Origin of the sequence: Anaerococcus lactolyticus ATCC 51172 (genome assembly GCF_000156575.1) — a bacterium.
GTDB classification, from domain to species: domain Bacteria; phylum Bacillota; class Clostridia; order Tissierellales; family Peptoniphilaceae; genus Anaerococcus; species Anaerococcus lactolyticus.
Genome location: NZ_GG666045.1, coordinates 127,168 through 152,755, shown reverse-complemented (window position 1 = coordinate 152,755; position 25,588 = coordinate 127,168). Strand labels below are relative to the sequence as shown.

34 protein-coding genes, 1 tRNA gene and 1 other RNA gene are annotated in these 25,588 nt (G+C 30.7%); 6 read left to right on the top strand and 30 right to left on the bottom strand.

Annotated elements, in window-relative coordinates:
• The 14 genes from HMPREF0072_RS03300 to HMPREF0072_RS11960 all read right to left on the bottom strand — a co-directional run.
• A partial coding sequence (locus HMPREF0072_RS03300; RefSeq protein ID WP_039931065.1) for a LysM peptidoglycan-binding domain-containing protein occupies window positions 1-1,851 on the bottom strand: 1,851 nt, incomplete at its 3' end.
• A 130-nt stretch (window positions 1,852-1,981) separates the two neighbouring features.
• A complete protein-coding gene (locus HMPREF0072_RS03295; protein WP_004827392.1) occupies window positions 1,982-2,239 on the bottom strand; it encodes a helix-turn-helix domain-containing protein in 258 nt (85 codons plus the stop codon).
• Entirely contained in the window at window positions 2,229-3,446 is a 1,218-nt protein-coding gene (locus HMPREF0072_RS03290) for a hypothetical protein (RefSeq protein WP_004827391.1), read from the bottom strand. Before HMPREF0072_RS03290 ends, HMPREF0072_RS03295 begins: the two co-directional genes overlap by 11 nt.
• Window positions 3,415-3,723 (bottom strand): hypothetical protein, encoded by a 309-nt coding sequence (locus tag HMPREF0072_RS03285; protein ID WP_004827390.1) that lies wholly within the window; start codon window positions 3,721-3,723, stop codon window positions 3,415-3,417. The genes HMPREF0072_RS03290 and HMPREF0072_RS03285 overlap by 32 nt, the downstream gene beginning before the upstream one ends.
• Window positions 3,717-4,718 carry a hypothetical protein gene (locus HMPREF0072_RS03280; RefSeq protein ID WP_039931064.1) on the bottom strand — a complete coding sequence of 334 codons (1,002 nt, stop codon included), beginning with the start codon at window positions 4,716-4,718 and terminating at the stop codon, window positions 3,717-3,719. The genes HMPREF0072_RS03285 and HMPREF0072_RS03280 overlap by 7 nt, the downstream gene beginning before the upstream one ends.
• Entirely contained in the window at window positions 4,711-5,496 is a 786-nt protein-coding gene (locus tag HMPREF0072_RS03275) for a hypothetical protein (protein ID WP_039931062.1), read from the bottom strand. The genes HMPREF0072_RS03280 and HMPREF0072_RS03275 overlap by 8 nt, the downstream gene beginning before the upstream one ends.
• Window positions 5,497-5,689: 193 nt before the next feature.
• Complete coding sequence (locus HMPREF0072_RS03270) at window positions 5,690-6,547, bottom strand: hypothetical protein (protein ID WP_004827387.1); 858 nt, start codon at window positions 6,545-6,547, stop codon at window positions 5,690-5,692.
• A gap of 12 nt (window positions 6,548-6,559) precedes the next feature.
• On the bottom strand, window positions 6,560-7,279 hold the full coding sequence (locus HMPREF0072_RS11055; protein ID WP_050755261.1) for a J domain-containing protein: 720 nt from the start codon (window positions 7,277-7,279) through the stop codon (window positions 6,560-6,562).
• Window positions 7,280-7,391: 112 nt separating this feature from the next.
• Window positions 7,392-7,652 (bottom strand): hypothetical protein, encoded by a 261-nt coding sequence (locus tag HMPREF0072_RS03260; protein ID WP_039931060.1) that lies wholly within the window; start codon window positions 7,650-7,652, stop codon window positions 7,392-7,394.
• Window positions 7,653-7,663: 11 nt separating this feature from the next.
• Entirely contained in the window at window positions 7,664-8,617 is a 954-nt protein-coding gene (locus tag HMPREF0072_RS11050; RefSeq protein WP_004827384.1) for a replication initiator protein A, read from the bottom strand.
• A gap of 15 nt (window positions 8,618-8,632) precedes the next feature.
• A complete protein-coding gene (locus tag HMPREF0072_RS03250; RefSeq protein ID WP_004827383.1) occupies window positions 8,633-8,842 on the bottom strand; it encodes a helix-turn-helix domain-containing protein in 210 nt (69 codons plus the stop codon).
• Window positions 8,826-9,125 (bottom strand): hypothetical protein, encoded by a 300-nt coding sequence (locus HMPREF0072_RS03245; RefSeq protein ID WP_004827382.1) that lies wholly within the window; start codon window positions 9,123-9,125, stop codon window positions 8,826-8,828. The genes HMPREF0072_RS03250 and HMPREF0072_RS03245 overlap by 17 nt, the downstream gene beginning before the upstream one ends.
• A gap of 8 nt (window positions 9,126-9,133) precedes the next feature.
• Complete coding sequence (locus HMPREF0072_RS03240; protein ID WP_155811865.1) at window positions 9,134-9,349, bottom strand: hypothetical protein; 216 nt, start codon at window positions 9,347-9,349, stop codon at window positions 9,134-9,136.
• 125 nt (window positions 9,350-9,474) lie between these two features.
• Window positions 9,475-9,624, bottom strand: coding sequence for a hypothetical protein (locus tag HMPREF0072_RS11960; protein ID WP_004827379.1), 150 nt, complete (start codon window positions 9,622-9,624; stop codon window positions 9,475-9,477).
• A 138-nt stretch (window positions 9,625-9,762) separates the two neighbouring features.
• On the opposite strand from HMPREF0072_RS11960, the gene HMPREF0072_RS03235 reads away from it, so the two are divergent.
• Window positions 9,763-10,113, top strand: a complete 351-nt coding sequence (locus tag HMPREF0072_RS03235; RefSeq protein ID WP_039931057.1) for a helix-turn-helix domain-containing protein — start codon at window positions 9,763-9,765, stop codon at window positions 10,111-10,113.
• A gap of 8 nt (window positions 10,114-10,121) precedes the next feature.
• On the opposite strand, the gene HMPREF0072_RS12580 is transcribed toward HMPREF0072_RS03235, so the two are convergent.
• The 3 genes from HMPREF0072_RS12580 to HMPREF0072_RS11955 form a co-directional block, all read right to left on the bottom strand.
• Window positions 10,122-10,253 (bottom strand): hypothetical protein, encoded by a 132-nt coding sequence (locus HMPREF0072_RS12580; RefSeq protein WP_004827376.1) that lies wholly within the window; start codon window positions 10,251-10,253, stop codon window positions 10,122-10,124.
• Window positions 10,240-10,473 (bottom strand): hypothetical protein, encoded by a 234-nt coding sequence (locus HMPREF0072_RS03230; protein WP_004827374.1) that lies wholly within the window; start codon window positions 10,471-10,473, stop codon window positions 10,240-10,242. Before HMPREF0072_RS03230 ends, HMPREF0072_RS12580 begins: the two co-directional genes overlap by 14 nt.
• A 115-nt stretch (window positions 10,474-10,588) precedes the next feature.
• Window positions 10,589-10,762, bottom strand: a complete 174-nt coding sequence (locus HMPREF0072_RS11955; protein WP_004827373.1) for a hypothetical protein — start codon at window positions 10,760-10,762, stop codon at window positions 10,589-10,591.
• Between the two features lie 132 nt (window positions 10,763-10,894).
• Between HMPREF0072_RS11955 and HMPREF0072_RS03225 the strand changes: the two genes are divergently transcribed.
• Both HMPREF0072_RS03225 and HMPREF0072_RS03220 read left to right on the top strand, forming a co-directional pair.
• The gene (locus tag HMPREF0072_RS03225) at window positions 10,895-11,242 is read left to right on the top strand and encodes a helix-turn-helix domain-containing protein (protein WP_004827372.1); all 348 of its coding nucleotides are present in this window, start codon (window positions 10,895-10,897) and stop codon (window positions 11,240-11,242) included.
• Window positions 11,243-11,421: 179 nt separating this feature from the next.
• Window positions 11,422-12,555, top strand: coding sequence for a site-specific integrase (locus HMPREF0072_RS03220; protein ID WP_004827371.1), 1,134 nt, complete (start codon window positions 11,422-11,424; stop codon window positions 12,553-12,555).
• Between the two features lie 279 nt (window positions 12,556-12,834).
• Here HMPREF0072_RS03220 and HMPREF0072_RS03215 read toward each other — a convergent pair whose 3' ends face one another.
• Genes HMPREF0072_RS03215 through dnaX form a run of 4 tightly spaced genes read right to left on the bottom strand, consistent with a single transcriptional unit; the run spans window position 12,835 to window position 16,461 of the window.
• Window positions 12,835-13,836, bottom strand: a complete 1,002-nt coding sequence (locus tag HMPREF0072_RS03215) for an ABC transporter substrate-binding protein (RefSeq protein WP_004827369.1) — start codon at window positions 13,834-13,836, stop codon at window positions 12,835-12,837.
• Complete coding sequence (gene recR, locus HMPREF0072_RS03210; RefSeq protein ID WP_004827368.1) at window positions 13,829-14,434, bottom strand: recombination mediator RecR; 606 nt, start codon at window positions 14,432-14,434, stop codon at window positions 13,829-13,831. Before recR ends, HMPREF0072_RS03215 begins: the two co-directional genes overlap by 8 nt.
• Complete coding sequence (locus tag HMPREF0072_RS03205; protein WP_004827367.1) at window positions 14,434-14,769, bottom strand: YbaB/EbfC family nucleoid-associated protein; 336 nt, start codon at window positions 14,767-14,769, stop codon at window positions 14,434-14,436. Before HMPREF0072_RS03205 ends, recR begins: the two co-directional genes overlap by 1 nt.
• 9 nt (window positions 14,770-14,778) lie before the next feature.
• Complete coding sequence (dnaX, locus tag HMPREF0072_RS03200) at window positions 14,779-16,461, bottom strand: DNA polymerase III subunit gamma/tau (protein ID WP_004827366.1); 1,683 nt, start codon at window positions 16,459-16,461, stop codon at window positions 14,779-14,781.
• 103 nt (window positions 16,462-16,564) lie between these two features.
• Here dnaX and HMPREF0072_RS03195 point away from each other — a divergent pair.
• The 3 genes from HMPREF0072_RS03195 to cbpB all read left to right on the top strand — a co-directional run bounded on the left by HMPREF0072_RS03195 (window position 16,565) and on the right by cbpB (window position 17,478).
• Window positions 16,565-16,656, top strand: a tRNA-Ser gene (locus HMPREF0072_RS03195).
• Window positions 16,656-16,922: signal recognition particle sRNA large type (gene ffs, locus HMPREF0072_RS11285), an RNA gene on the top strand. Before HMPREF0072_RS03195 ends, ffs begins: the two co-directional genes overlap by 1 nt.
• Before the next feature lie 91 nt (window positions 16,923-17,013).
• Complete coding sequence (gene cbpB / locus HMPREF0072_RS03190; RefSeq protein WP_004827365.1) at window positions 17,014-17,478, top strand: cyclic-di-AMP-binding protein CbpB; 465 nt, start codon at window positions 17,014-17,016, stop codon at window positions 17,476-17,478.
• Window positions 17,479-17,515: 37 nt separating this feature from the next.
• On the opposite strand, the gene HMPREF0072_RS03185 is transcribed toward cbpB, so the two are convergent.
• Genes HMPREF0072_RS03185 through pyrB form a run of 9 tightly spaced genes read right to left on the bottom strand, consistent with a single transcriptional unit; the run spans window position 17,516 to window position 25,541 of the window.
• Entirely contained in the window at window positions 17,516-19,171 is a 1,656-nt protein-coding gene (locus HMPREF0072_RS03185; RefSeq protein ID WP_004827364.1) for a GlgB N-terminal domain-containing protein, read from the bottom strand.
• Window positions 19,172-19,185: 14 nt separating this feature from the next.
• The gene (locus HMPREF0072_RS03180; protein WP_004827363.1) at window positions 19,186-19,902 is read right to left on the bottom strand and encodes a glucosaminidase domain-containing protein; all 717 of its coding nucleotides are present in this window, start codon (window positions 19,900-19,902) and stop codon (window positions 19,186-19,188) included.
• 59 nt (window positions 19,903-19,961) lie between these two features.
• Entirely contained in the window at window positions 19,962-20,540 is a 579-nt protein-coding gene (gene pyrE / locus HMPREF0072_RS03175) for an orotate phosphoribosyltransferase (protein ID WP_004827362.1), read from the bottom strand.
• 8 nt (window positions 20,541-20,548) lie between these two features.
• A complete protein-coding gene (locus HMPREF0072_RS03170; protein WP_004827361.1) occupies window positions 20,549-21,448 on the bottom strand; it encodes a dihydroorotate dehydrogenase in 900 nt (299 codons plus the stop codon).
• Window positions 21,445-22,164, bottom strand: a complete 720-nt coding sequence (locus HMPREF0072_RS03165) for a dihydroorotate dehydrogenase electron transfer subunit (protein WP_004827360.1) — start codon at window positions 22,162-22,164, stop codon at window positions 21,445-21,447. The genes HMPREF0072_RS03170 and HMPREF0072_RS03165 overlap by 4 nt, the downstream gene beginning before the upstream one ends.
• Complete coding sequence (pyrF, locus tag HMPREF0072_RS03160) at window positions 22,151-23,014, bottom strand: orotidine-5'-phosphate decarboxylase (protein WP_004827359.1); 864 nt, start codon at window positions 23,012-23,014, stop codon at window positions 22,151-22,153. Before pyrF ends, HMPREF0072_RS03165 begins: the two co-directional genes overlap by 14 nt.
• On the bottom strand, window positions 22,998-24,191 hold the full coding sequence (locus HMPREF0072_RS03155; RefSeq protein ID WP_004827358.1) for a dihydroorotase: 1,194 nt from the start codon (window positions 24,189-24,191) through the stop codon (window positions 22,998-23,000). The genes pyrF and HMPREF0072_RS03155 overlap by 17 nt, the downstream gene beginning before the upstream one ends.
• Before the next feature lie 2 nt (window positions 24,192-24,193).
• Entirely contained in the window at window positions 24,194-24,622 is a 429-nt protein-coding gene (locus HMPREF0072_RS03150) for an aspartate carbamoyltransferase regulatory subunit (RefSeq protein WP_004827357.1), read from the bottom strand.
• Window positions 24,615-25,541, bottom strand: coding sequence for an aspartate carbamoyltransferase (pyrB, locus tag HMPREF0072_RS03145; RefSeq protein ID WP_004827356.1), 927 nt, complete (start codon window positions 25,539-25,541; stop codon window positions 24,615-24,617). Before pyrB ends, HMPREF0072_RS03150 begins: the two co-directional genes overlap by 8 nt.
• Between the last annotated feature and the right edge of the window lie 47 nt (window positions 25,542-25,588).

The window sequence follows — 25,588 nt, the reverse complement described above, 5'->3', positions numbered from 1 at the left end:
AATTCTTTCTACTTCTTCTACTGTGCTTGCTGCATTGATTTTGCCTGTTGATGCATCATCGGTGATACCTGCTGCTGCAAGTTCTTTGATTGCTGCTTCTTTAGCTTTCTTTAAAGCTTCATCTTTAGCATCGTCAGCTTGTTTTTTAAGCTTTCCGAGTTCTTTGTTAATCTTGTCTATTTCTTTTCTTAATTCTTCGTTTTCTTTACGTAATTTTTCAATTTCTTTGTTTTGATCTTCAAGTTTCTTATCGAGATCTGTACCTTTTTGAGTTTCAGAATTAATTAAAGCTTCAAGTTCTTTTACCTTGTTTTCGATTTCTTTATCTTTGTTTTCAAGATTGGTTTTTGATTTTTCTAACTCTGCAATCTTTTTGGCTAGTTCATCTTTTTGAGCTTTTAAAGCTTCTATTTCAGCTTTTCTATTAGAGTCGTCTTCAAGTCCTTTAATCTTTTCATCGACCTTGCCAAGTTTATTTCTAGCTTCATCAAGTTCTTTCTTGATTTTATCAGTTTCATCTTTATTGCTTTGATCAGCTGCTGCTAGCGATTTTTCTAGTTCTGCAATTTTATTTGTTAATTGTTCTTTTTCAGCCTTAAGGTTGTCTAATTCAGCTTTATCAGCCTTATTTTCTTCTAAAGCTTTTATTTTTTCATCAATTTCTTTTAGTTGATTCTTTGAATTTTCTAGGTTTTTATTTACTTCTTCAAGACTAGCTTTATTTTTTTCTTGTTCTTGTTTAAGTTCTTTAAGCTTATTTTTATTTTCAGCTATCTCTTTATCTGACCCTTTACCAGATCCATTTTTATTTTTTTCTAGTTCTGCGATTCTGTCAGAGTTATCCTTAATTTTCTTCTTTAAATCTTCTATTACTTTTTTTAATTTCTCTTGTTCGGTTTGCTTTTCTTTTGCATCATTTTCAAGTTCTTTGATCTTCTTGTCGCTGTCGCTTGTTTTTCCAGATGAACTTCCTCCACCATATCTGAACCAATAAGAAGTATCAAAAATTGAACCTGTTGTATCATTATTGGTCTTGTCTTTATCTTTTTCTTTATTTTCTTTGATTTCTTTTCTTAATTCTTCGTTTTCTTTAGTTAATTTTTCGATTTCTTTGTTTTGATCTTCAAGCTTCTTGTCGAGGTCTGTGCCTTTTTGAGTTTCAGAATTAATTAAAGCTTCGATTTCTTTGATTTTCTTTTCGATTTCTGCTCTCTTTACAGGATCTTTGATTTTACTTAATTCACCTTTATATTTTTCTAAGCTAGCTTTAAGATCTTCGCCAGTTTTTTGAGCAGCTTGTCTTTGTTTCTTATATTCAGCAACCTTCGCTTCAAGTTCTTTAAGTTTTTCGTTATTTTCAGCGATTAGTCCTTTGTTTGCATCAGATAAGTTTTTAATTCCACCTTGACCTTGAAGTGATGGGTGATTTTTAGCGATATCCCTTTGTTCTCTGTTTGTTAGTTGGTTAGGAATTACTGCTTGAACGCTACCATTTTGACCTTGTCTATATGCTGTAATATTTCCATTTTTATCTTTTGTTACTAGAGTATTGCCACCATAATATAGCTTATTGCCTGTGAATATTAAGTTCTTGTTTGCAATTTTGTTTATATTTGCAAGAGTATCAATGTTTACCCCTGTGGCTTGGCTGATACCATATAGGTAATCACCCCATCTGATATCATAAACATTTTCTCCATACTTTGCTTTATCTTGACCTATTGCTTGCTGTATTGTTGCTATTGAATTTGCTCTCCAGGTTGATGCTTCTGCTTTTTTTCCTGTTCCTAGAACTGCTCCTACTACAAGTGCTGATATTAGCACTTTCTTAACTGTGTTATTTTGTTTCATTGTTTCTCCTTTGATTTTAAAATTTAATAATGTTTTATAATGTTGTAATGAATTTATTATCATATTATGATTCTATATCTTTGAAATTTATATTTTTTATCATTTTATGAAATTATGTTTGCAAAAAAAATTAATCCATCTCGTCTACCTCCTTGAAAAATTCAGCTTCATTAACTCCGATAGCAGCTAATATTTTCACTATAATTTCTATGGGTAGTCGGGATTTATTTTTTAAAGAAAGGTATCTGTAGACAGATGGTGGTGACTTTCCAATGCTTTCTGCTATGGTTTGGATTGGCACATCACTCTCCTTTACTTTAGTTCTTAGCCTAGCTCTAATTTTTCTATCATAAGCTTCTCCTTTTTCTTTTAAGTAATCATTCATCATTAGTGTTTCCTCTATTTTCTATATTGTTACCTTCCTCTGTCTTTAACATATCTTCCAAGTTTTCAACTCTATATGTTTGATATGATCTATCAATCGAATTTGCAAGACCTATAAGTATATTGTCATAATACTTGTCATAAGAAGATAATTTCCCTGTTATTTTTGTAAAAGTGCCATCTTTTTCCTTTGTGATTGATTCAACCTCATAGGTTACATAAAAAATTGGAAAATTATAATTTTTGTTAGTTACCTCTACTCTATAGATAAAGGTTAATTTGTTTCCTATTTTTTCTAGTTCCTTAGTTTTTAGATTTCCTTTTGATACAGAAAAGAAAGCATCTTCAGGTTTAATTTTTATATCAGAGTCTATATAAATCTTAGGATCAGATAGTTCATCTTTTAATTTTGAATTCTTACCAAGATTGCTGACTATAAAGTTTTTGATATTTTCTCTTTCTTTGTTAATTAAATCATAACCTTCATAGTATTTATCATATATAAAAGAGCTACTTATTTCCGATAAATTTTCAACATAATATCCCAACTCTTTTGGTACATCGATATTTTTAACCGTATCTTTTATAACATAACCAGCTTTCCTTGCTAGCTCTTTGTCATACCTTGCTTTAACTTTTAATGTTTGACCTTTGTAATATGGTGGTGGATTTAACACATTATAATTTATGCTACTAGCAAATTTATTCTGACTATCCTTTTTCTTTATTTCTACTTTTAAGTTTGGACTGTATCCTTTATATTCAATGTCAATACCATCGAATAAATCATATTCTACAGGTTCTTTTAAACCAGCGACTGTTACGCTTTGTTTTTTGTTTAAATCGAGCCTAAAGTATTTTAGAAGATTATCGTCAGCTTCCATTTCGATTTTAAGAACATCGCCATTTTTGAGCTTTTTATTATCATTTAATACATCTATTTTAAATCCATCTAACAATTTATTTAATTTAGATATTTCAGCTTCGTCATCGTTCTTTAGTTTAAGAATAGAGTTAATACTTTTGTATGCCTTATCTTTATTAAAACTAACTACAGTGCTTGCACTTCCATTAGCTCCCTCATACGATAGGTCTACATAGTTTGACAATTCTCTTATTTCTTTTTGTTTGCTAGTTTTACAACCTGTTAATAATAAGGCTGATATTGTAAATAACAAACTAACTTTGAGGAGTTTCTTTATCTTCATCATTTGTAACTCCTTCATTGCTATGGATTTGTAATTTAGCTGATTCAACTATATCAAGCCTTTGTTCCTCTGTAAAAACGCTCATAAGTCCTAACATTTTGTTAGCACTTGCTATGTCATAGTCTACTTCAGCTTTTTTCAAACTTTCTTTAGCCTTGCTTAAAGCAGCTTCCTTTTTGCTTAAATCTTCACGCTTTTTTTCTAAATTTTCTAATGCTTTTAGTTCTTTTGCTTCTAAGTTTTCTAGCTCTTTAGCAGATAACACATTACTTTTTACCATAAATCAACACCTGCCTTATCAAGTTTGTAAATCACATCTTTACAGTCAGATTCATCAATCTTTTCTATTTTAAATTTAGATTGATCCTGTTTGATTTTATCATCTAGAAAATCTGATACTAATTTAATATAGGTTATCAAATCAATATTTTCGTCAGTTTTTGTAACTAAATAGCTATCCTTATCATTTAGTAGCAGAATATTTTTGCTGCTTAATACTAGCATTTTGTAGCTTTGTTCTTTGCTTTTGAAACTTTCGATTGACTGACCTAACTTTTCTATAATTTCTTTTTGATTTTTTATTTCTTTAGTTAAATCTTCAAGTTCTTTTTGTTTAGATTCAATTTTCTCTTTATCGGCATCAACGCCTAGATTATTAACCTCTTTTTCAAGTTTATCTAGTCTAGATTTAAACTCCATATTCTCTTTATATTCAGCATTAAATGTGTCTGAATTGCCATAGTTGGCTGGTATAATTCTGTTGTTATCAGAGTTGTTGTTAACTTCTATAGCTCTGGTTTGTTCTTCATACCTTTTTTTCAACTCTTGCTGATTTCGATTTGAATTATTGGTTATTTCTTCATCGTTGATCTCGTTATTTTTATTTTTAATAAAATCGTTGTCTTCTAAACCAGCTGACCTTTTCTTTCTTTCCTCTTCTGTAAGCTTGTTTAAATCTACAGCGTTTAGGTTGTCTTCCTTAATTTTATCCCTATTTTCATAGTCATTAAGGTTTGTTTCTTCAGGTTCTTCAATACTGTCTTCTTTTTGTTCTTCTTTCTTGTTCATGGCTTCTGCAATAGCAAACTCTTTATCTATTTTTTCTTGTCTGCTTGCATCTAAGCTGCTTTTTACACTAAAGATTATAACCAAAAGCATAAACAGGATTAAAATTATTGTGTAAACGTATTTGAACCTTATCCTTTTGTTTATGAAGGGTATATCACAAGGCTGCTCAATATGATACAAGAACCTGTCCAAATACTCTCTAATCATCATAGTCACCCTTAATCTTTCTTTTTCTTAGGCTTAAAAAGCTAATTACAGATAATATTAGTAAAGTGACTCCAGTTGTTATATATTTAAAATTTGAGTATTTTGATTTGTTCGCTTTCTTATCTTTTTCAGTGTTTCTTAATTCGTTGTAATCGCTTGTTCTCTGATTATTAGCTTTCAACTCCTTTTTTTTGTTCGTTTCTTCTTCTCCCACTAAATCGTCTATTGATTTGTTTTCAATATCAACTAATCCAGTTATTTTTATATCTAAATTATAGTCTTTTCCTTTTTCAACTTTGAAATATTGTTTATCAACATCATATTTAGTGTCTTTCATGTAACCGTTTTTATCTACGATGCTTACGCTATCTATTTCATACTCGCCCAATGGTATGACAGCTTTTATTTCAGCTCCATTAAGATCAATCGGTAAATGTTCACCTGTTTTTGTTTTTAAATTGACTATTAAACTTTGGTATCCTATCTGTCCACCAACTTTTATGTTCACATTCCCTTTTTCTAAATTGCCATACTCGTCTGATGCTTGCTGATTAGGATCTTTATCGTGTATTTCAACTTCTCCTTTGTCAGTTATGTAGAAATATTTAGTTTCTCCATCTTTGCTTAACACATACCAGCTGCCATTATTTTTTTTGTTTTTTGCTAACTCTGCGATTTCGGCTTTGTTTTTAATTTCCTTGACCATTATCTGACTGTCAGCACTTGCATTGACAGTCATAGAATTTAGCAAATTACTAGCTATAATAGCTGCTAACAATATTTTTTTTATTTAGCACCTCCTGTTTATCTTAGCTAAAGTTTTATTTCAAACTTTATTAGCATTTGATAATAATTTTTCTTACACTTATATTTTATCATAATATAATAATATGTCAAGCGTTTTATTAATTATTTATCATTTCGTGATAATTGCAGTCAAAACAAAACGCCTGATCTAGTCAGGCGTGCTTCTATTTATTTTTTTCTTGATATTTTTTATAGCCTACGATAGCAGCTAAAGCTATTACAGCAGCAAATGCTAGTGTTTTTAGAACTTTAACTAATCCACTACCTTTAGCTCCTGGTACTTTGATTCCAAACTCATCAGCGTGTTCTCTTAAATAATTCTTTTCTCTTTCTGATAATTGATCAAAATTTGCTAAAGCAAAATCTAGATTGCTTGCCATTAAATATTGTTCTTCTTCGGTTAATTCACCTTTTGCAATAGTTTCTTCATCGGCTTTTTTCTTGGCGTCAGCTGCTTCTATTTGTTCTTGCTTAGTCTGTTCAATTGAAGGATCATAAATCATATTTTTTTCGCCTACCATCGATATATCGACTTCTGTTGTTTCGCCCTTGTTTACCTTGAAAATCACAGGCTTAGCAACGTACGAATATAAATATCTTCTACCTTCAGAATCAACAAATCTTGCATCAATAAATGAATAGTTGCCTACAGGTATTTCTTGCTCGAATGATTCACCTTCACACACGAGGCATAAACCATAATTTGTTCCTTGTTTACCTAAAACAAGTTCAACTTTAGTACCAGGTTTGAAAGTTTTGACATTAACTTTAACATTTCCTCTTTCTGCTTTTTTAATATCTTCTTCAGGCATTACTTTAAGTTCACTAACTTCGTTTATCTTTCCAATATAGTTCGATTCATTTTGATACTGTTGCCCAAAACGTACCAGGGAATCATTATATCTTTGCCATTCTTCAAGTTCTGGGTGACTACTGTCTTTACTTTCTTCTGCTGCTGATACACTTGTAATGCTAACTAGGATCACGAAAGCTAAAGCTAGTTTTCTTAGTATTTTTTTCATAATTACTCCTTTTTATTTTAATTTTTGATATGTCTCAATATTATCTTCGGTTAAAAAATTGTATGCTTCATTGATTTTTTGAAGCTTTCTTGTGGACGAATCGTCCTTGTTTATGTCGGGGTGATATTGCTTAGCAAACACTCTGTAATTGTCCTTTACATCAGTAAACGAGCAATTATACGACAAGTTTAGCATATCACAGGCTGACTCAAAATTGTCTTTAAATTCAGAAATTCCATTTTGAATATTATTGTTTGATTTCTTGTCGTGTGCATATTCACCTTGACTAGATTCATAAAAATCATCACTCTCATTATCCGATTCTTTATCTACTGGTCTTCTAGATAACATTTTGAATCCAAAAGCTACTACTAATCTTGAGAGTATAAATGCTAGATACATTATTGTCATAATCCATATTGGTAGTGTTTTATTTTGTAGTCCACCAGCATACATTAAAAACGCTATAGCTGATACTACAAAAAAATATACTTTTTTGTTTTTGCTTAATAAATACAAGGTCATTCCTAGATATATAATCACAATTATTAAGTTTAAGAAAAAATTATCAGGTACAACTTTATTCCCAAAATAATTATTTATAGCTCCTGGAAGTAAAAATACAACCACGAAGTCCATGCCGAATATAAGTAAAGCAAAATACGGTATAAAAACAACACCTACAGATAAGATTGCAAAAATTATGCCCAATACCATTAAAAATATTATCATAACTCTCTCCTTTTTATTACTATAGATATTTTATCACATTGCAATAATATCTTCACTTGAATTTACTAAATTACTAGCGTTTATTTTGCAATCTTTTATCATAATTATGAGCTTATACATTTTGCACCATGTTATGACCAATAAGATTAGCCGATAATTTTTTGTTATTAGAGTCAATAAATATTTTGAAGTATTCAGGGTTTTTTATAACTGTTTCAATCATTGGAGTATTATGACTATTCTTATTAAAATCTTTTTCAAACTCATCTATGCAATATATAATTAAGTCTTTAAAATTTGTAATTTTGAAGTCCACTATCATATTTGTGATTAATATACACTCGCTTATATCTTCGTATGTTAAGTTTAGCATAACCAATCTCCTTAATTGTTAGTACTTTCAGCTAGCCTTTTTAATCTTCTAGCTCTAGCTATATCTGTTATAGATTTGGTATTTCTTGAACAATCATTCTTTGATTTTGTCTGATCTTGATAATAACCTTCAAGCACCTTGACAAAATTGTCTTCGTCACAGAACCAATCTATGTTGATTTTCCAAGTTGTTTTTTTGCCTAGCAAGAAATCTGTAACTGAAATAGAGTTTATCGCCTTACATACTAGTTCTATGCCAAATTTATTTATTAAATTATTTATATTATCAATCCTACTTTGGTTACAGGCTAATATTTTATTTATCTCATCTGGTAGACCGTTCCAACAGTCAATGAATTGCTGTAGATTTTTAGTTTCTTCTTCATCATCGTCACCCATATTATTAGTCTTATTATAATCAGTCTTATTAATATTAGTATTATTAGATACCATTTTTTGGTATTCTTGAATTTGATATTTTGGTATTCTTGAATTTGATTTTTTGGTATTCTTGAATTTGATATTTTGGTATTCTTGAATTTGATTTTTTGGTATTCTTGAAGATTTCAACATTTCAAGGCTGTTTTTCGATATTTCTCCTACTATATTTTCACTCTTAATGAAATTTTTTACGTAAATAATATTTGGTTTTCCTAAACCCAATCTTTTCTTCTCAATCAATCCAACTCCGATTTCTGTGTCTAATTCTTGTAAAATTTTAACAGATTTATTCTTACTATAATTCAGTGTGTTTGCGATGTCCTCGATAGAAAACACAATAAAAACTCTATTATCTTCATCAAACCAATCATTTTTCCTAGATAAACTCATTCTATCTAATAACAATCCATACACCAATTTTGCATCTGTTGATAGATCTGAAAATTCTGGATCAGTAAAAAGTTGCTTCGGGATTCTTATAAATGAAAATTGCTCTGCTTCTTCCCTGTAATAATAATCAAACATGATAGCCTTTCTTTCTTATAATTCGTGCTTCAAGATAAAATCGATAACGTCTTGCTTGTAGTATAAAATAGTGTTTCCATAAGGCTGGTATCTAGGCAATCCATTCTCACACATTTTATATATTGTTTCATTCCCACAACCCAGGTACTCTCTAAGTTCCGACAACTTTAAAAAGTCCTTTTCTATGTCTTTTTTAACTCTTGGTATTTTATTTTTTATTTCCATGATTCCCCCTGCAATTTCCTAAATACCTATATGCTTTTCTACCTGTAATATGAATAAATTTCTCAAATCTATTGTCATTTTCTAGAGCTTGTGACACTCTATTACATTCAAGCTCTCTCCTGTGCCAACCTGTACCTTTTGATTCTTTTTTATTTGCATATTTCAGCACTTCATGACAAAAGTCATGGTCTAATCTTGGAATTATGATTATTTCATCATCTTCAAAAAATGAAACAAATTTATTATTTTCTATCATACCAATTACTGCATCAGATATTTTCATTCTAATTTTCAATACCTCTTATCTTCTGGAATTTTTGCTACTTTAGCATCACATTTCCTGCAAAAATAATAAATGCTTTTTAGTTTATAAGTCGCAGAATCATAAATGTCACAGTTACAATCTAGTTGTTCTCCATGATTGTCGATCACTATTTCTGTTTCTCCTGAAAACTTTTCTTTTAAGTAAAATTCTTTTGTGTTTCCACATTTTTTACACTTTAACATTCTTTCTCCATTCCTCATAAAGCTTTTTAAATAGGTCTATAAGCATTAATAATGTTTTTTAGTACAATTATATGGATTATTTATAAAATGCTCTTAGAATTTAATTTGAAGCTTATTTGTATGTCTTATTTATTAATTTCTTCTGTAAATTCAACAGCCTTTAAAAAACCTAATAATTTTTCTTTATTTCGTATCTTTAGAACTTTTATATATTTACACAATTCTTTAAATTCTTCTAGCTCATCTTTATTTAAGACTATTATAACTTGTGCCATTTTTATCTCCTTTTGTAGTTTACACTTACATTATATGACGTTTTACTACATATGTCAAGTATTTTTGTAGTTTTAACGAACTTTTTTCTTGAATTTATAATTTTTATAAAGTATAATAATCTCATAAGGAGATACAAAATGAGCAATAGGTTAAAACAATTAAGAACAACATTGAAATTATCGGGTGCAAAGTTTGCTGAACCACTTGGGGTTAGCCGTTCTGCTATATCTGATATTGAAAGAGGTAGAAATAATCTATCTGAACAAATGATAAAACTTATATGCACTACCTACAAAGTTAATGAAAATTGGCTTAGATTAGGTGAAGGCGATATGTTTATAGCTTCAGATAAAATCCCCCTTGACGACCTCACTAAAGATGCTGATCCCTTAGAACTTGCTATATTAAAAGCTTATTTTAGCCTAGATAAAGACCTTCGTTCAAAAGCCTTACAACACTTCAAAGACCAGTTAATCGATAAAGAGTAGAAAAATGTCTACTCTTTTTTTCTGTTCCATAGAAATCCCCTAAGCATACCGATTAAAATATTTTTTTCTCCTAGCGTGCTAATACTTAATATTTCCTCAATTAATTCTCTAATTTCTTTGTTCTTATTAGATTTCTTCATATTTACCACCTACAAAATAATTCCATGGATTATTCAATATATTAATCATGTCATACATTCCCTTCAAGTATGTATAAATTTCCTCGTCAGACCATCTTTTAAAGTTAATTCCTAAGACTACTGAAATAGCTTTAAGATTATCATCATTTTTTATCCCATATACCTCTTGATTATTCGATATAATCTTTCTTATATTTTCTAAAAATTCTTCTTTGCTCATATTTTTATTCTTATCTCCAAATTTGTATCTAAATAATTCTTTTGCCGCTTACTTTCTTGTGTAATTTCACAATCCTATAAGCATAAAATCTTTATCGTCCCACCTATATTTAAGGTTAAGCATATTCTTTTGTCTTTTCTTCACCTGATGCTCCAAGCAACTCCATTCCTAACATCATATACAATAATTTCTTTTTAACTTCTTCGTCTAAGTTCACAAGAAGATTTACTATTTCATAAACGTCTTTTCGCTCGCTCTCTGTTAATGTTTTATTTATTTCAATAATCATTTTTAGCTCCTTTTGTTTATTCTAAAAACATTATATGTCATTTCAAAAACTTTGTCAACGATTTTGTTTATTCTAAAAACATTTGTCTTGATAATTTGTAAAATTAGATTATAATATAAACAGGAGAACGTTATGAAAGATAGAATTAAAAAGATTAGAAAAACTCTAGGATTATCTGGAGAAAAATTTGGTGAGAATATAGGATTAAAAAGAAGCTCTATTTCCCAACTTGAAACTGGAACAAATAACCCTACCGATCAAGTTATTAAGTCTATTTGCCTAGCCTACAATGTAAATGAAAATTGGCTAAGAACTGGCAACGGCGAAATGTTTATCGAAACAAAGGACTCTTTTCTTGATTCTATCTCCAAACAATTCAACCTTGAGGAACTAGACGTTAAGATCCTTGAGTCCTACATTGATCTACCACCTGAAAAAAGACAAGTGATAAAAGATTACTTAAAGTCACTAAATAAATAGGATTATTTATTTTCTATTTGCCAAACATTTATTGTTTTCTTATAAAATACCGTATCTCAACTACCATTTTTTATCATAATATGATATAATCAATTTTAGAAACCGATATTTCTGTGTTTCTAAATTTTTTTGTTTATTTTTTTATTACATTTTGATAATTTTAATCGTTAGAGGTATTTATGAATATAAAAAGTTATAGGGACAAGAATGGAGAACTAAGATATAAGTTTAATGCTTACTTAGGTACAGATGATATAACTGGAAAAGAAATCAGGACTAATCGATCAGGGTTTACAAGTAAGAAACAGGCTGAATTAGCTTATGCTAATCTCAGAAATGAAAATTTACGTAGAAAGAAAAATCCGACTTTTAAAGAAATTGGTGAAAGATGGTTAGAACTTTATAGCAAGACTGTAAAATATTCTTCCTATCAAAGAACTAAAAGTCTTTTCAACACTCATATTTATCCTTTTATTGGAAATAAATTGCTAAAAAGTATCACTACAGCTATGCTGCAAGAGTTGACAAACAAAAAATCAAAAGAGTTAGCTAGTTTCAGCAAAATTAACGCTCAAATTAAAAGAGTTTTTGATTATGCAATAAGTAGGGATATAGTTGATTATAATCCTGCTTTATCAGTGATATATCCTATCACTAATGTAAATAGTGTAGACCGATATGAGTCGATTGAATTTTGGGAAAAAGATGAATTAAAAGAATTTCTGACAGCTTGTAAGAAAGATCTTGACTTTATGTGGTTTTGTTATTTTTGGATTTTATCATATACAGGTATGAGGAAATCCGAATTACAAGCTCTAGAATGGGCAGATATTGACTTTAATAGGCGAACAATAAATATCAATAAGAGCTTATCTGTATATAAGGACAACAAGAAGTTTATTAGTTCTACAAAAACAAAAAACTCTACTAGGATTATTACTATAGACAGTATTACCGTTAAATTATTATTAGATTGGAAACAGCAACAATCAGAAATTTATAAAAAAACTGTGATCAAGGGAAAAACTCAAAAATATGTATTTACAGATAAATCACTAGAGTTAACAAGTCATAACGCCCCTAGAAAAAGATTTTTAAGGGTACTTAAAAACAATAACTTAAGAAAAATCAGACTTCACTCATTAAGACATACACACGCTAGCCTTTGCTTTGAAGCTGGTATGGATATAAAAGACGTTCAACATAGACTAGGACACTCTAATATTGAAACCACATTAAATATTTACGTTCATATTTCTAAAATTAAAGAAAGAAAAAGCATCTCAAAGTTTGAAGATTTTATGAGCGATTGATAAAAATAATTTTCCGTAACATTTTTCGTAACATTTATTTTGCTAGCAGCCTTAATTTATTCATATTTCAACACTATGAAAACAAGGCTGCAATCTCCCTTCATCTCCACCAATTTAAATATAGGATTAAAAGGTGTAAATTTAGACCTTTTAAAAATCGCGAATGATAAGAAGCGTAGCGATATTTATAAGAATCGTAACAAAATTCGTAACAAATTAAAATGGAGGCGACTTGCCTCCATTTTAATTTGTTGCTATTTAATTATCGGACCAAAAATTTCACTTGATATTATAATATAAATCGTCTGTTGGTCTTTTGCCTGAAAATATGTTGCTATCAAGATTTTCGAGCTTGTCCATGTATATTTCAAAAACTCCCGACATAGTATCAGAATCTATGTAGGTATTTTCCATCGATTTATATATTTTAATTGCTTCCTCATTTGTTATATCATAATTATTTATGATGCTTTGTGATAAAACAGTATTGGAATCTATTGATTGCTGAGCTTTTTTATAATCTGATAGAAATTTATCAACACTTTTTTTGTTGTCCATAAGAAAATTTTTATTAACTATTATAACTTCTGATAAGAAATCTCCATTCGAATCAACCTTAGAATTAGGTAGCATTGAGATGGCTTTATTTGCATCAAAAGAATAGTAATTTTTCTTTGCTAAAGCTTTGGAATAGTATGGTTCAGAAAGAATTGCCAAGATATTATTAGCAGAATCTAAATTTTTAACCAATTCTTTTTGGCTATAATAAAATTCTGTATTTATTCTCATCAAAGTCTTAACAAATCCCAACTTTGTATCAATTAACCTGTTCATTGAATCGTTTAATTCTGGCACCATAATTGTTTTTCCTGCCATATCCTTTGGGCCATTAATTTGTTTATCACTGATAATATGTAGATTATTCACACCTGTTATTGCAGCAAGCTTAATGTTGCCATCAGTCTTATTATATAAATCTACTACCTGATATGCAGGTACAATAGCTATATCAAAATCCAGCGACTCAATTTGTGTAAGATTGTTAATTTTAGTAGTTTCATAAGTATTTTCGCTATCTTTGCTTAATTCATCCAATACAATATCGGAAGCAAAAGTTGCAGATTTGATATCTATCTTATTAAGTATTGGCTTTTTATTAACTTCAATAACTTCTTTTTCAATTTTATCGATTTTGTCTGATTTCTTATTTTTAAATAATAAGCATCCACTTAATAATAAAATCGGGATAATTATCAATAACAATTTTTTTATCTTATTCACTTACGTCTCTCCTGTCTTCCAGAGCTCTTTCTAGAGTGAGTTGATCAAAATATTCTAGATGAGAACCAACTGGAATGCCTTGAGCGATTTTTGAAATTTTAATATTTCTTCCCTTTAGAAGGTTGGTAATAAAAAGTATTGTTGTCTCGCCTTCTATAGTTGATGATATAGCCAGGATAATTTCCTTTATATCTTCAGTATCTAACCTTTTTATTAGTTTATCTATATTTAACTTATCAGGACTAATGTCATCTGATGGTGAAATAAGTCCACCCAAGACATGGTATTTCCCTCTATAGGCACCTGACTTCTCGATTGCTATAAGATTTCTCACATCTTCGACAATGCAAAGATATTCATCATCTCTAGTAAAATCTTTACAAATGTTGCAAGTATCTTCTTCAGTTAGATTTCCACAAATTTTGCAGTGGTGAATTCTTTTTTTTACTTCAATTAAAGATTTTGAAAAGTCTTCTACACTTTTAGCATCTTCGTCAACTATACTCATAGCAAGTCTTTCAGCGCTCTTCCTGCCTATAGTTGGTAATTTTTGAAATTGTTCTATTAAATTATTTAGTGATTCAGGTAATATTGCCATTACATTAAACCAGGAATATTAATTCCACCAGTTAATCTGCCCATATTATCTTCATTAAATTTATCTGCTTGGCTTGCTGCATCATTTATCGCAACCATAATTAAATCTTGAAGCATCTCAACATCATCAGGATCAACAACATCAGGGTTTATTTTTATAGATGTTACAACCTTTTTGCCTGTCACAGTTGCCTCAACAACGCCACCGCCAGCAGAAGATGTAAATTCTTTTTCTTCTAGCTCTTGTTGAGCCTTTTCCATTTCCTCTTGCATCTTCTTAACTTGCTTCATCATATTATTCATATTTGGCATTCCGCCTCTAAAATTTCTAGCCATTTCTTCCTCCTATTTTATGCTTAATTCTTCATCAAAGATTTTTTTTAATTTATCTATTGTTTGGCTTTGCTTAGAATCTCTTTCTATATTTTCTGCTTCTTTACTATCTCTAGTTTCAAGAGAAAAACTTATATCTTTATTTAAAATAGCTGATAGCTTTTCACTTATTTCGTCAATTTTAGTTTCTATAAAAATCCTATAAAACTCGTCTTTAATTATAAGCACAAAATCAGAACCATTATACTCATAATTAAAACCTTCATCGTTAAAAATAGTATTTAACATAGTTCCAGAAGTCGAAACCACCATTTCTCTAATATCGTGCATCAAGTGTGGATCAATACTTATGGATTTTGAAGATTCTTTATCTTCACTTATATCATTTCCAATTGAAGTTTTAGTGACAATTTCTCCTACATTTGAAATGTGATTATCAACAACATCATCAGACTTGTTTGGACCAATCTCTTCAAGATCATAAGTTCTATCGTGCTTACTTGTGACAGGATTAAAATTTTCCAACCTCACATTAATAATGCTATTAATAGTATCAACTATATTTGAATGGTCTAATCTTTCAAGTTTTTCAACCCTTGATCTTAGACTATTTGTATCAACAGTATCAATTAACCTTAAAACTAAAACCTCACTTAAAATATCTGTATTAGATGAATTATTGATTTTTATGCAATAATCATTTAATACATCTAAACTAGTTAAAATCCTATCTAAGCTTATTTCATCAACCTTTTCTTTTAGGAAATTTAGCCTATCTTGGTTTTCAAAATCCATGTCATCTCCACTGACTTTCAAAACCATTAAGTCCCTATAGAAATTTATGAGAGAATCAACTATATCAAGATTTGACTTACCGTCATTTCTTATATCCAATAAATCATTTAAACTTTGCCTTTGGTCTTTTACAATAATGCTAGTCACAAGTTTATTAATCTTCTCGAATCCAACAGAACCTAGAATAAACTCAACATCCTTAAGCATAAATTCTTTTTTATTAAAAGATAAAACTTGATCTAAAATGCTTAAGGCATCCCTCATAGCGCCCTTAGCCTTTGTAATTATAAGGTCAATAGCTTCATTTTCCATCTTAACATTTTGGTCCTTAAGAATAATATTAATCTGCTCTTTTATTTTTGATGAGTCGATTTTATTAAACTCGAATTTTTGGACCCTAGATAAAATAGTTTTTGGAATTTTATCTATTTCAGTTGTTGCTAAGATAAATACCAAGTGCTTAGGAGGTTCTTCCATGATTTTTAAAAGAGCATTGAAAGCTTCTCTTGTAATCATATGGGCCTCATCTATTATGTAGACCTTATATTTAAGATTTGCAGGTGGATAAATAACATTATCTCTAAGATTTCTAATATCATCTATACGTCTATTACTAGCCGCATCCATCTCCACAACATCAAGGCTTGTTTCTTCTTCTATTGCCCTACAATTTTCACATTCAAGACAAGGAGATCCATCTTTAGGATTTAAGCAATTAATTGCTTTTGCAAAAATCTTTGCCGCAGATGTTTTTCCACAACCCCTTTCTCCAGCAAATAAGTAAGCATGAGAAAAGTTTTTATTTTTTATTTGATTTTTTAATACATTAATGACCTTATCTTGACCAAGGACTTGTTCAAAAACTTTTGGTCGATATTGTCTATATAAAGCTTTAGTCATAGCCTTCCTTTCTACCTAATAATTATACCACAGTTTTGAAGTTATAATGAATTTTTTCTTTTGCAATGCAAATAAACTATGGTATAGTAAGTTATTGTAATATGGAGAGCTGTCCGAGTGGTTGAAGGAGCACGATTGGAAATCGTGTATACAGTTTTTCATGTATCATGGGTTCAAATCCCATGCTCTCCGCCATGCACTAGACGGGGAACTAGCGGTGCCTTGTAACCTGCAATCCGCTATAGCAGGGTTTAAGTCCCAATGGAGGACTTTTAGCAAAATAAAAGATTATGATTACTAGTGTTGATTGATAGATCTTACGCAACATAAGACTGTGAACCATGTCAGGAGGGGAACCTAGCAGCATTAAGCAGACCCTTGTGTGTGCCGTAAGGCCACCTAGCATGAGCTAGAAATCTTAGACCCTATATTTTACTAATTGTTCGATATTGGGTGTGCTTACATATGACTCCAAGTTTATCTTGGAGTTTTTTTATACTCAAAATAAGATTTATGTTATAATAAAATTAGATAAAATATGAGGAGCTTATTTTGATAGGAAAAAAATTTGCCAAACTTTTTAATAGACCAACCGCCAACCTAATGCTGCCTGCTAGTCAAGTAGCTGTTGTAAATGAAAATGACTCCTTGCTTCATGCAAGCCTTGTATTGTCAAGCTCAGGTTATCAAATTATTCCTGTAATTGATGATAATAACTGCATACGTGGTTTAATCTCAATACCACAAATTGTAAAAAATTTTGATAACATATCAATTTTTAATGAAGAAAAACTAGCAGCCCATACAGTTAAGGAAGCTATGAACCAGGTTGTACCAATATTATTTGATAATTATGAATTAGAAGATGTAATTTCACTTCTAATAGACAATAACTTTGTTTGTGTAACAATGAAAAATGGATATTTTTTAGGAATAATACCCAGAAAAGTTGTTCTTGAAAGATTTACCCAAGTGGCTCACAATATTGAAAGAGAATATAAACTCATAGAAAAATAACAAGGAATAAGTCTTCCTTGTTATTTTAAATTTATATTTATTTAATTTTAAAGATCGCAGAACCAAAAGGTTCGATTCTAATCTCTTCGCCTATTATAATTTTACCATTTACATTACCTGTACCCTCATACTTTAAATTATTTGTATTAATTATTTCTTCAAGATTATAAGGGCTATTTATTTCATATCCTATATCTGTGAAATTAACAACTACCAAATATTTCTCATTTTTATAGGTTCTTTCATAGGCGTAAATGCTATAACCATCGACATCTAAAATTTTAATACTAGACTCATCTTCACATAAGGCTTTGGTATTTAAGAAAATTTTCGCCAAGTCCTTATAATATTGATTAAAACTTTTATTTATAATCTCACTAACATCAAAATTATTATAAATCGAAAATGTCCTCATATCAGCAAGTTCATCACCCATAAAAATAAACTTAGATGACTTCAAAGTCATTAAAAATGTAAATAAAGTTTTAAGTTGGGAAATCTTCTTATCATCAGAAAACATCTTCATAGCAAGATTTGCTTCATTAAGGTAACTGTCAACATAAGAAAACCCTAAGACTTTTTTTGAATTACCATTTTGTATAAGCTTCCTAATATAAGTTTGATAAATCGCCCTTTCTATAGGCTGCCTTTGGAAAACTTCAACAATATTTATAAATTCACTATCAAAGATCAAATCAAAACCTAAATCAAATTCTTCATATACTCCATTTATGCCCGCAATTGAATAAGATTTATTTTGCCTTATTAAATCGTTAATTTCTCGTATCAATTCAAGCCAAGAATTATTAACTCCCCTATTTTTATCACCTTGCCAGTAAATCATATTTTCTGCAGATGAGAAATAAATACCGTCAATTCTTAGTTCTTTTACATAATAATTTACAAGTGATAATAGGTAGGACTTTACAAAATTTTTGCCAGGGTCAAAATTTATAGAACCATAATAATTGTATTTTATATTATCATAGTCATAATTATAAAGATTTGTTCCATCAAACTTGTCTAAACCTAAAAAATCAGGGTCAAATTCGGCTATATCAAGTTCTACAATAATTCCAAGCTTATTCTTATGAAGTATATCTATAAAATATTTAAAATCATCAAGACTTCCATACCTTTCTGAAAAAGCAAAAAGTCCCAAAGAAGAATAGCCCATCTGCTTGTAATTTTTATATTCACTTACTGGCATTATTTGCACATGGGTAAAATTATTATCTTTTATGTGATTGACAAGTTTTTCATAAACTTTTTTCTTATCTTCCTTGTCCCTAAACAAAGATCCAAGGTGGACTTGGTAAATATTTTTTGGTTTTTGACTTATTTTCTTATACTTAAACTTATAAGCAGAATTGTCTATAACTGTTAATCCCTCTTCCAAACATATTTTTTTAGAATAAGGGTCTAATTTTTTATAAAAATTACCTTCCACATCTTCTATAAGATATTCATAACGGTCACCCTCATTTACTTGGTTAAATGTTATGGAGAAAACACCTGTTTGGTATTTTCTAAGAGAACTCTTTTCCCAATTGTTAAAGTCACCTGCTATATAAACATTTTTGGCATTCGGTGCAAGAACTCTAAAAATATAATCCTTGGACTTTCTTTTGTGAGAGCCAAAAAATTCAAATCCATCTTGAGATTTTCCATCAAGATAATCTCTAGTATTCATTACTTATCCTTTCTCTATCTCTGTTCATATTCTTCATAGCTACTAATCATTGCTCTTGTAACTTCAATCATCATCCAGTCAACTTTTTTTGACCAATCAGGATCAGTTGCATAAAGCTTGCCAATACCATTTGTAGATATACCATTATAAAACTTGCCATCTTCGTTTAAGTATTCATTCTTCAAATGTTTAGCAACTGTAAATATAGAGGCTCTTTCATTTGTAAAATCTGTTGCTAAATTGTAAGGGTCGTGGTCAACTGCATTGAATCCAAATAAATTTTTCTTTTTTAGAAAAAGCTCACTTGTTCCATTACCTGTTTCATGCTTAGCCATAGCCATAAGTAGGATTGGATTTACTCCCTCTTCCTCACTTGCATCCTTAAAGTCTTTTTGAAGGCCTAGTAAGTTTGTACCAGCAAGCCCCCATCCTAGTTCTTCACAGGAAAACTGAGTTGGGTTTAGGGGATAAAAATCATTTTTATCTGAAATTTTTTCAGAACCCTTTTTAGTAAATTCATCTAAATCTTTTCTTAACTTATCAAATCTTATATCTCTCATGTCTTTTAAATTCATGGCTTCTTCTGAAATCTGCTTTAAGCCCAGTAAAAGGGTCTCCCTTCTGTTTACCTTTGCTTCACTTGCAAAAGAAATATTTGATAATGCAAAAAAAGGTAAAATTAAAAGCATCAAGAATATAAAATTATTAATCCATTTCTTTTTATATACCATAAGTCTCCCTTATATATAAAATATATATTAATAAAATTATATGCTTAATGCTCTATTTATCAAGCTTTCATTTTTCTTGAACCAGGCTTGACGGCTGGTATGTCTTTTAAATGCTCTGGTAAATCATCAGGATCCCATGCATTTACCTCAATTTTGACTGCTGAGATAAGTGGAAGCCCGTTTATTTCATCTTCATGTGACCTATTTACTATAGAAGTGAGGGCTACTACATCACCACCATGAGCTTTTATAACATCAACTGTTTCAAAAGAGGACTTGCCTGTTGTTATTACATCCTCAACAATTATAACTTTTTGTCCTTCCTTAATTTCAAAACCACGTCTTAGAGTCATTTCATTATTTTCTCTTTCAGTAAATATGGCATCAACACCTAGAGCCCTAGCCACTTCATAAGCAATAATTATTCCGCCCATAGCAGGTCCAACACAAAGATCTACCTTTATACCTGCTTGTTTTACTTTATCTGCAATAATTTTTGCAACTTCCTCACAATACTTTGGATTTTGGATTAATTTTGCACATTGCACATACTTATCAGAGTGTTTTCCACTAGATAAGATAAAATGTCCCTCAAGTAAGGCATTAGATTTTTTTAATAATTCTATTGTTTTTTCCATTTTTTCTCCTATAATATTCCAACTATATCATTAATGTCATTAATATTGTTATCAGAACAATATTTTTCAAGATTATCAATTATTTCAATCATAGTTTCGAGTTTTGAAAAATTTGCTGTTCCAACTTGGACTGCATTCGCACCTACCATCATAAATTCAAGGCAGTCTTCAACATTCATAATTCCACCCATAGCAATGACTGGTATATCAACAGCTTTGGCCACCTCATAAGTCATTCTTATGGCAATTGGCTTAATGGCTGGACCAGAAAGACCAGCAGTTTTATTATTAAACACAAATTTTCTTTTTCTAATATCCACTGCCATGGCGTTAAAAGTATTGACGAGGGAAACTGCATCTGCCCCACATTCTTCGGCTATTTTCGCAAACTCTCCTATGTGGGTCACATTTGGTGAAAGTTTTACAATTAATGGATGCTTGGTTTCTGCCCTTACAAGACTTATTACTTCCCTAGCTTTATGAGGGTCTGTCCCAAAAGCCATGCCCCCTTCTTTTAGGTTTGGGCAAGAAATATTAAGCTCAATCATGTCAATATCTGCTTTATCAAGCTTTTTCGCCCCTTGGATATAATCATCATAAGAATGGCCACCCAGGTTTGCTATTACAACAGTGTCATATTTTCTCATGAAAACTAATTCGTTTTCAATAAAATGATCGACACCAGGATTTTGAAGTCCTATTGAGTTCATAATACCAGCAGGTGTTTCGTAAATTCTTATGCCTGGATTTCCGAGATTTTTTCTTATAGTTAGACCCTTAGATGAAATTCCGCCTAATTTATTTAAGTCTATGTAGTCTTTAAATTCTTCACCAAAACCAAAGGTGCCACTTGCAGCAATGACTGGATTTTTAAATTCAACGCCTCCTATATTTACTTTTAAGCTCATTTAAATATCCTTTCTGCAGCGAAAACTGGTCCATCTTTACAAACTCTGATAAAATCACCATTTACATCTTCAATAGTACATCCCAAGCAAGCCCCAATTCCACATCCCATATGGGCTTCCATTGAAATCTGAATCTTTGCCCTTGTATTTTTCTCACAAAGAGCCTTTAACATCAGATTTGGTCCACAAGCATAAATTAAATCATAATCATCAGGATTTAATTTATCTAAGATGAATTTTCCTTCTTTTTTTTCAGAACTTGTCACAACTTTATTTACATAAGATGTAAATTCATCAACAAAATAAGGTTCATCTGCAAAACCCGCGTAAAAATCAGCTTTTGTATCTAAGTTTTTAGCTAATTCTAAAAGTGGTGCGATACCTATACCACCAGCTACTATAGCAATTTTTTTATCATTTGTTTTTTCAAATCCCTTGCCAAGTGGGCCTAAGATAGAAACCCCATCGCCTTCATTAAGGTCTGCTATTAGTCTTGTACCCTTACCAACAACTTGAACCAAAAAAACTAACTTACCATCTATTTGTTCACAAACACCAAAAGGTCTAGCAAGGAGTGGGTCTTGCCTGAAGGAATCTGCTCTTAGCATAAAAAACTGTCCTGGTTTAGCATTTAAATTTATACCAAGGCTAATCTTAAGAATACCTGGAGCTATTTCAATATTTTCCAAAACTTTGCACGGTCTATAGGTTTGCATTTTTTGCTATTTCCTTATAAGTTTCTATTGTTTTTTCTCTGGCATATTTGCCAACATTTGTCTTACCATCTTCAAAATTCATCCAATTTTTAAGTATGGCACGAGATGAGTTTACAACGCCTGCATTTAACTTGATCATGAGATTATAAACATTCAAACTATCAGCAGCTTGCGCCCCAAAACCAGGTATTAAGAAAAACATCTTATCATATCTTTTTCTAATTTTTTCTACTTCTTCGCTGTGGGTTGCGCCTACAACCAAGCCGACTGGACCGAAACCAGACTCTCCTATATAATTATCATTTACTTCCTTAAGCTTATCACCAATTGTATAAAAAAGTTCTTCACCCTTTGTTTTTAGGACTTCAAAGTCATTGGCACCTGGATTTGAAGTTCTTAAAAGAACAAAAATTCCTTTTTTACCTGACTCTAAGTAAGGTAGGTATGGAGAAATTGAATCCATACCCATGTATGGGTTTAGGGTCATGAAATCAACTTCAAAGTCTCCTTCAAAATGAGCCTTAGCATACATGGTTGCAGATGCAGCTATATCACTTCTTTTAACATCTCCGATAGTTAATAAATCTAAACTCCTAAGGTAGTCCAAAGTATTTTTATAGGCAAGCATGCCTTCAAGTCCATAAGACTCGTAATAGGCAATTTGGAGCTTATAAATAGCACATACATCCTTAGTCGCATCAATAATTTCCTTGTTATAGGCAAAAATTGCATCATGAATTGATTTTCCATCCTTCATAGAATCAGGAATATAATCCATAGAAGTATCAAGACCTACACAAACAAAGCCTAATTTCTCGACTCTATCATATAATTTATCTATTATTTTCATATTTTAACTCTCCTCCCCTATAAACTCTTTCAATTGAACCATAAAGTGTCTTTCCAATCATAAGTGAATTTTTAGACTTAGATAGAATATCTTCTTCCTTATATTCATAAGATTTATCAAGGTCAACTAAGGTAAAATCAGCCATATATCCAGGCTCTAACTTACCTTTTTTAATATTTAAAAGTTCTGATGGCCTTGTAGACATTATCTTAACTAATTGATTTAAAGAAATTATTCCAGACTTTACTAAAACTTCATAACAGGTAGAAAAGGCTGTCTCAATTCCAATAAAACCTGGCGCCCCATTTTTCTTTTCTTCAGCAGAATGTGGAGCGTGATCAGTTGATATTGCATCAACATAGCCTTCCTTAATCATCTTTAGCAAAAACTGCCTGTCTTCTTCCCTCCTTATAGGAGGATTTACCTTCATTTCATCTCTAGTTTTTTCAGAAAAATATAGGTGGTGAGGAGTTACTTCACAGGTTATTTTAGCACCCAAGTCCTTAAAATACTTGATTGCAGTCATTGCCCCCTTGGTAGAAACATGGGAAAAATGAACTGGCATATCAAGTTTATAAGCATAGTAACAATCACGAAGGGTCATAGCATCTTCTGCTACTTCATAATCAATGGCAGAAACTTTAGCAACTTCTTCGTGCAAAGTCATATTTACGCCAAGTTTTTTTGCCTTAACCATAGCCAAATACATTATGGCATCGTCATCAACACCATGTCCATCATCTGAAATAAACTTTACTGATTCTGGCAAGGTATCCAAGTGGTCAAGAGTTTTTCCATCAAAATTTTTTGTTATAGTATAAACTTGATCAATACCTATCAAGTCTATATCTTTGCCCCTTTTCATAATATCTTCATAAATTTCTGGACTTGATACAGTTGGTTTGGTATTTCCCATCAAAAGCACATTAGTAAAACCACCCTTTAGAGCAGCGTAGGAACCTGTTTCTAAATCTTCCTTGTAGGTAAAACCAGGATCCCTAAAATGAACGTGCATATCGGTAAAAGAAGGCATCAAGGCGAGATTATTGCAATCAATAATCTCGTCTGCTTCTTCCTTTGAAAATTTCTCTACGATAATTCCGTCTTCAACATAAAGATCATTTTTAGAAATTTTTACGTCATCGAAGCCGTAAAATTTGGTAAAAATTTGCTTCATCTTTATTCTTCCACATCATAAATGTGACCACAGAAGGCACACTTATAGGTCTTTTCTTCCTTATTTATAAGGATAAATTCACTTTGAACTTCCCTTTCAGTTGTTGATACACATTTTGGATTTTGACAAGTTAAAATATCAATTGCTTTTTCAGGTAGCTTTAATTCTAGTTTCTTAACTACTTTTTCATTTTCAATGATATTAACAGTTGCTGTTGGGTCTATAATTGAAACAGCATCTAGGTTTATATCAATATTGTTTGCGATTTTTAATATATCTTTTTTGCCAAATCTTGTTGAAGAAGCATTCAAAATTATTGCCACTTCATCTTTTAAATCTTTTAAATCTAAAAGATTATAGATTTGCATTCCTAGTCCTGCTCTAATATGGTCTATTACTATTCCGTCTTTAATACTTGTAATCTCAATCATTATTTGCCTCCAATAACTTTATAATAAGTGCCATTCTAACATACATACCAAATTTTGCCTGTTTGAAATAAACAGCTCTTGGATCATCATCGACTTCTTTTGCAATTTCATTTACTCTAGGAAGTGGATGCAAAACTATCATATCCTTCCTAGCCCTTTCCATTTTTTCCTTATCTAAAAGATATGAATCTTTTAGTCTTGTGTATTGAGCATCAGAGTAAAATCTTTCTCTTTGAATCCTTGTCATATATAGAATATCAATCTTATCGATTACTTCATCAAGACTTCTTACTTCTTCATACTGAGAATTTTCATCAAAAACTTCTTCTTTTACATATTGTGGAAGCTTTAATTCTTCTGGAGAAATTAATATGTATTTGTTTCCCTCAAAAAGATTTAATATTTTAATCAATGAGTGAACAGTCCTACCGTATTTGAGGTCGCCACAGATACCTATAACGTGGTTTTCAAAACTTTCTTTGTAATTGCTAATTGTAAGCATATCTGTTAGGGTTTGGGTTGGATGTTGATGGCCACCATCACCTGCATTTATAATTGGGCAATCAGCTGCAAGGCTTGCAAGGTAGGCAGCACCTTCTTGTGGGTGACGCATAGCGATAATATCAGCATACTGGCTAACAGTTTTAACTGTATCTTGTAAGCTCTCTCCCTTTTTAGCAGATGATACACTCGCATCAGAAAATCCTACTACAGATCCTCCTAACCTTAGCATGGCAGATTCAAAAGATAATCTAGTCCTGGTTGAAGGCTCAAAAAAAAGAGTCCCCAATAACTTCCCATCTGCTGAATGAGAAAAATCGGCTGGACTCTTATAAATAGCATTTCCTAGTTCGATAATTTCGAGCAAATCTTTTTTTGTCAAATCGTGCGAATTTAATAAATTTTTTATAGAAATCATACTTTCTCCTTAGATTTTTTTAAATTATACCAGTATATTTCTATCTG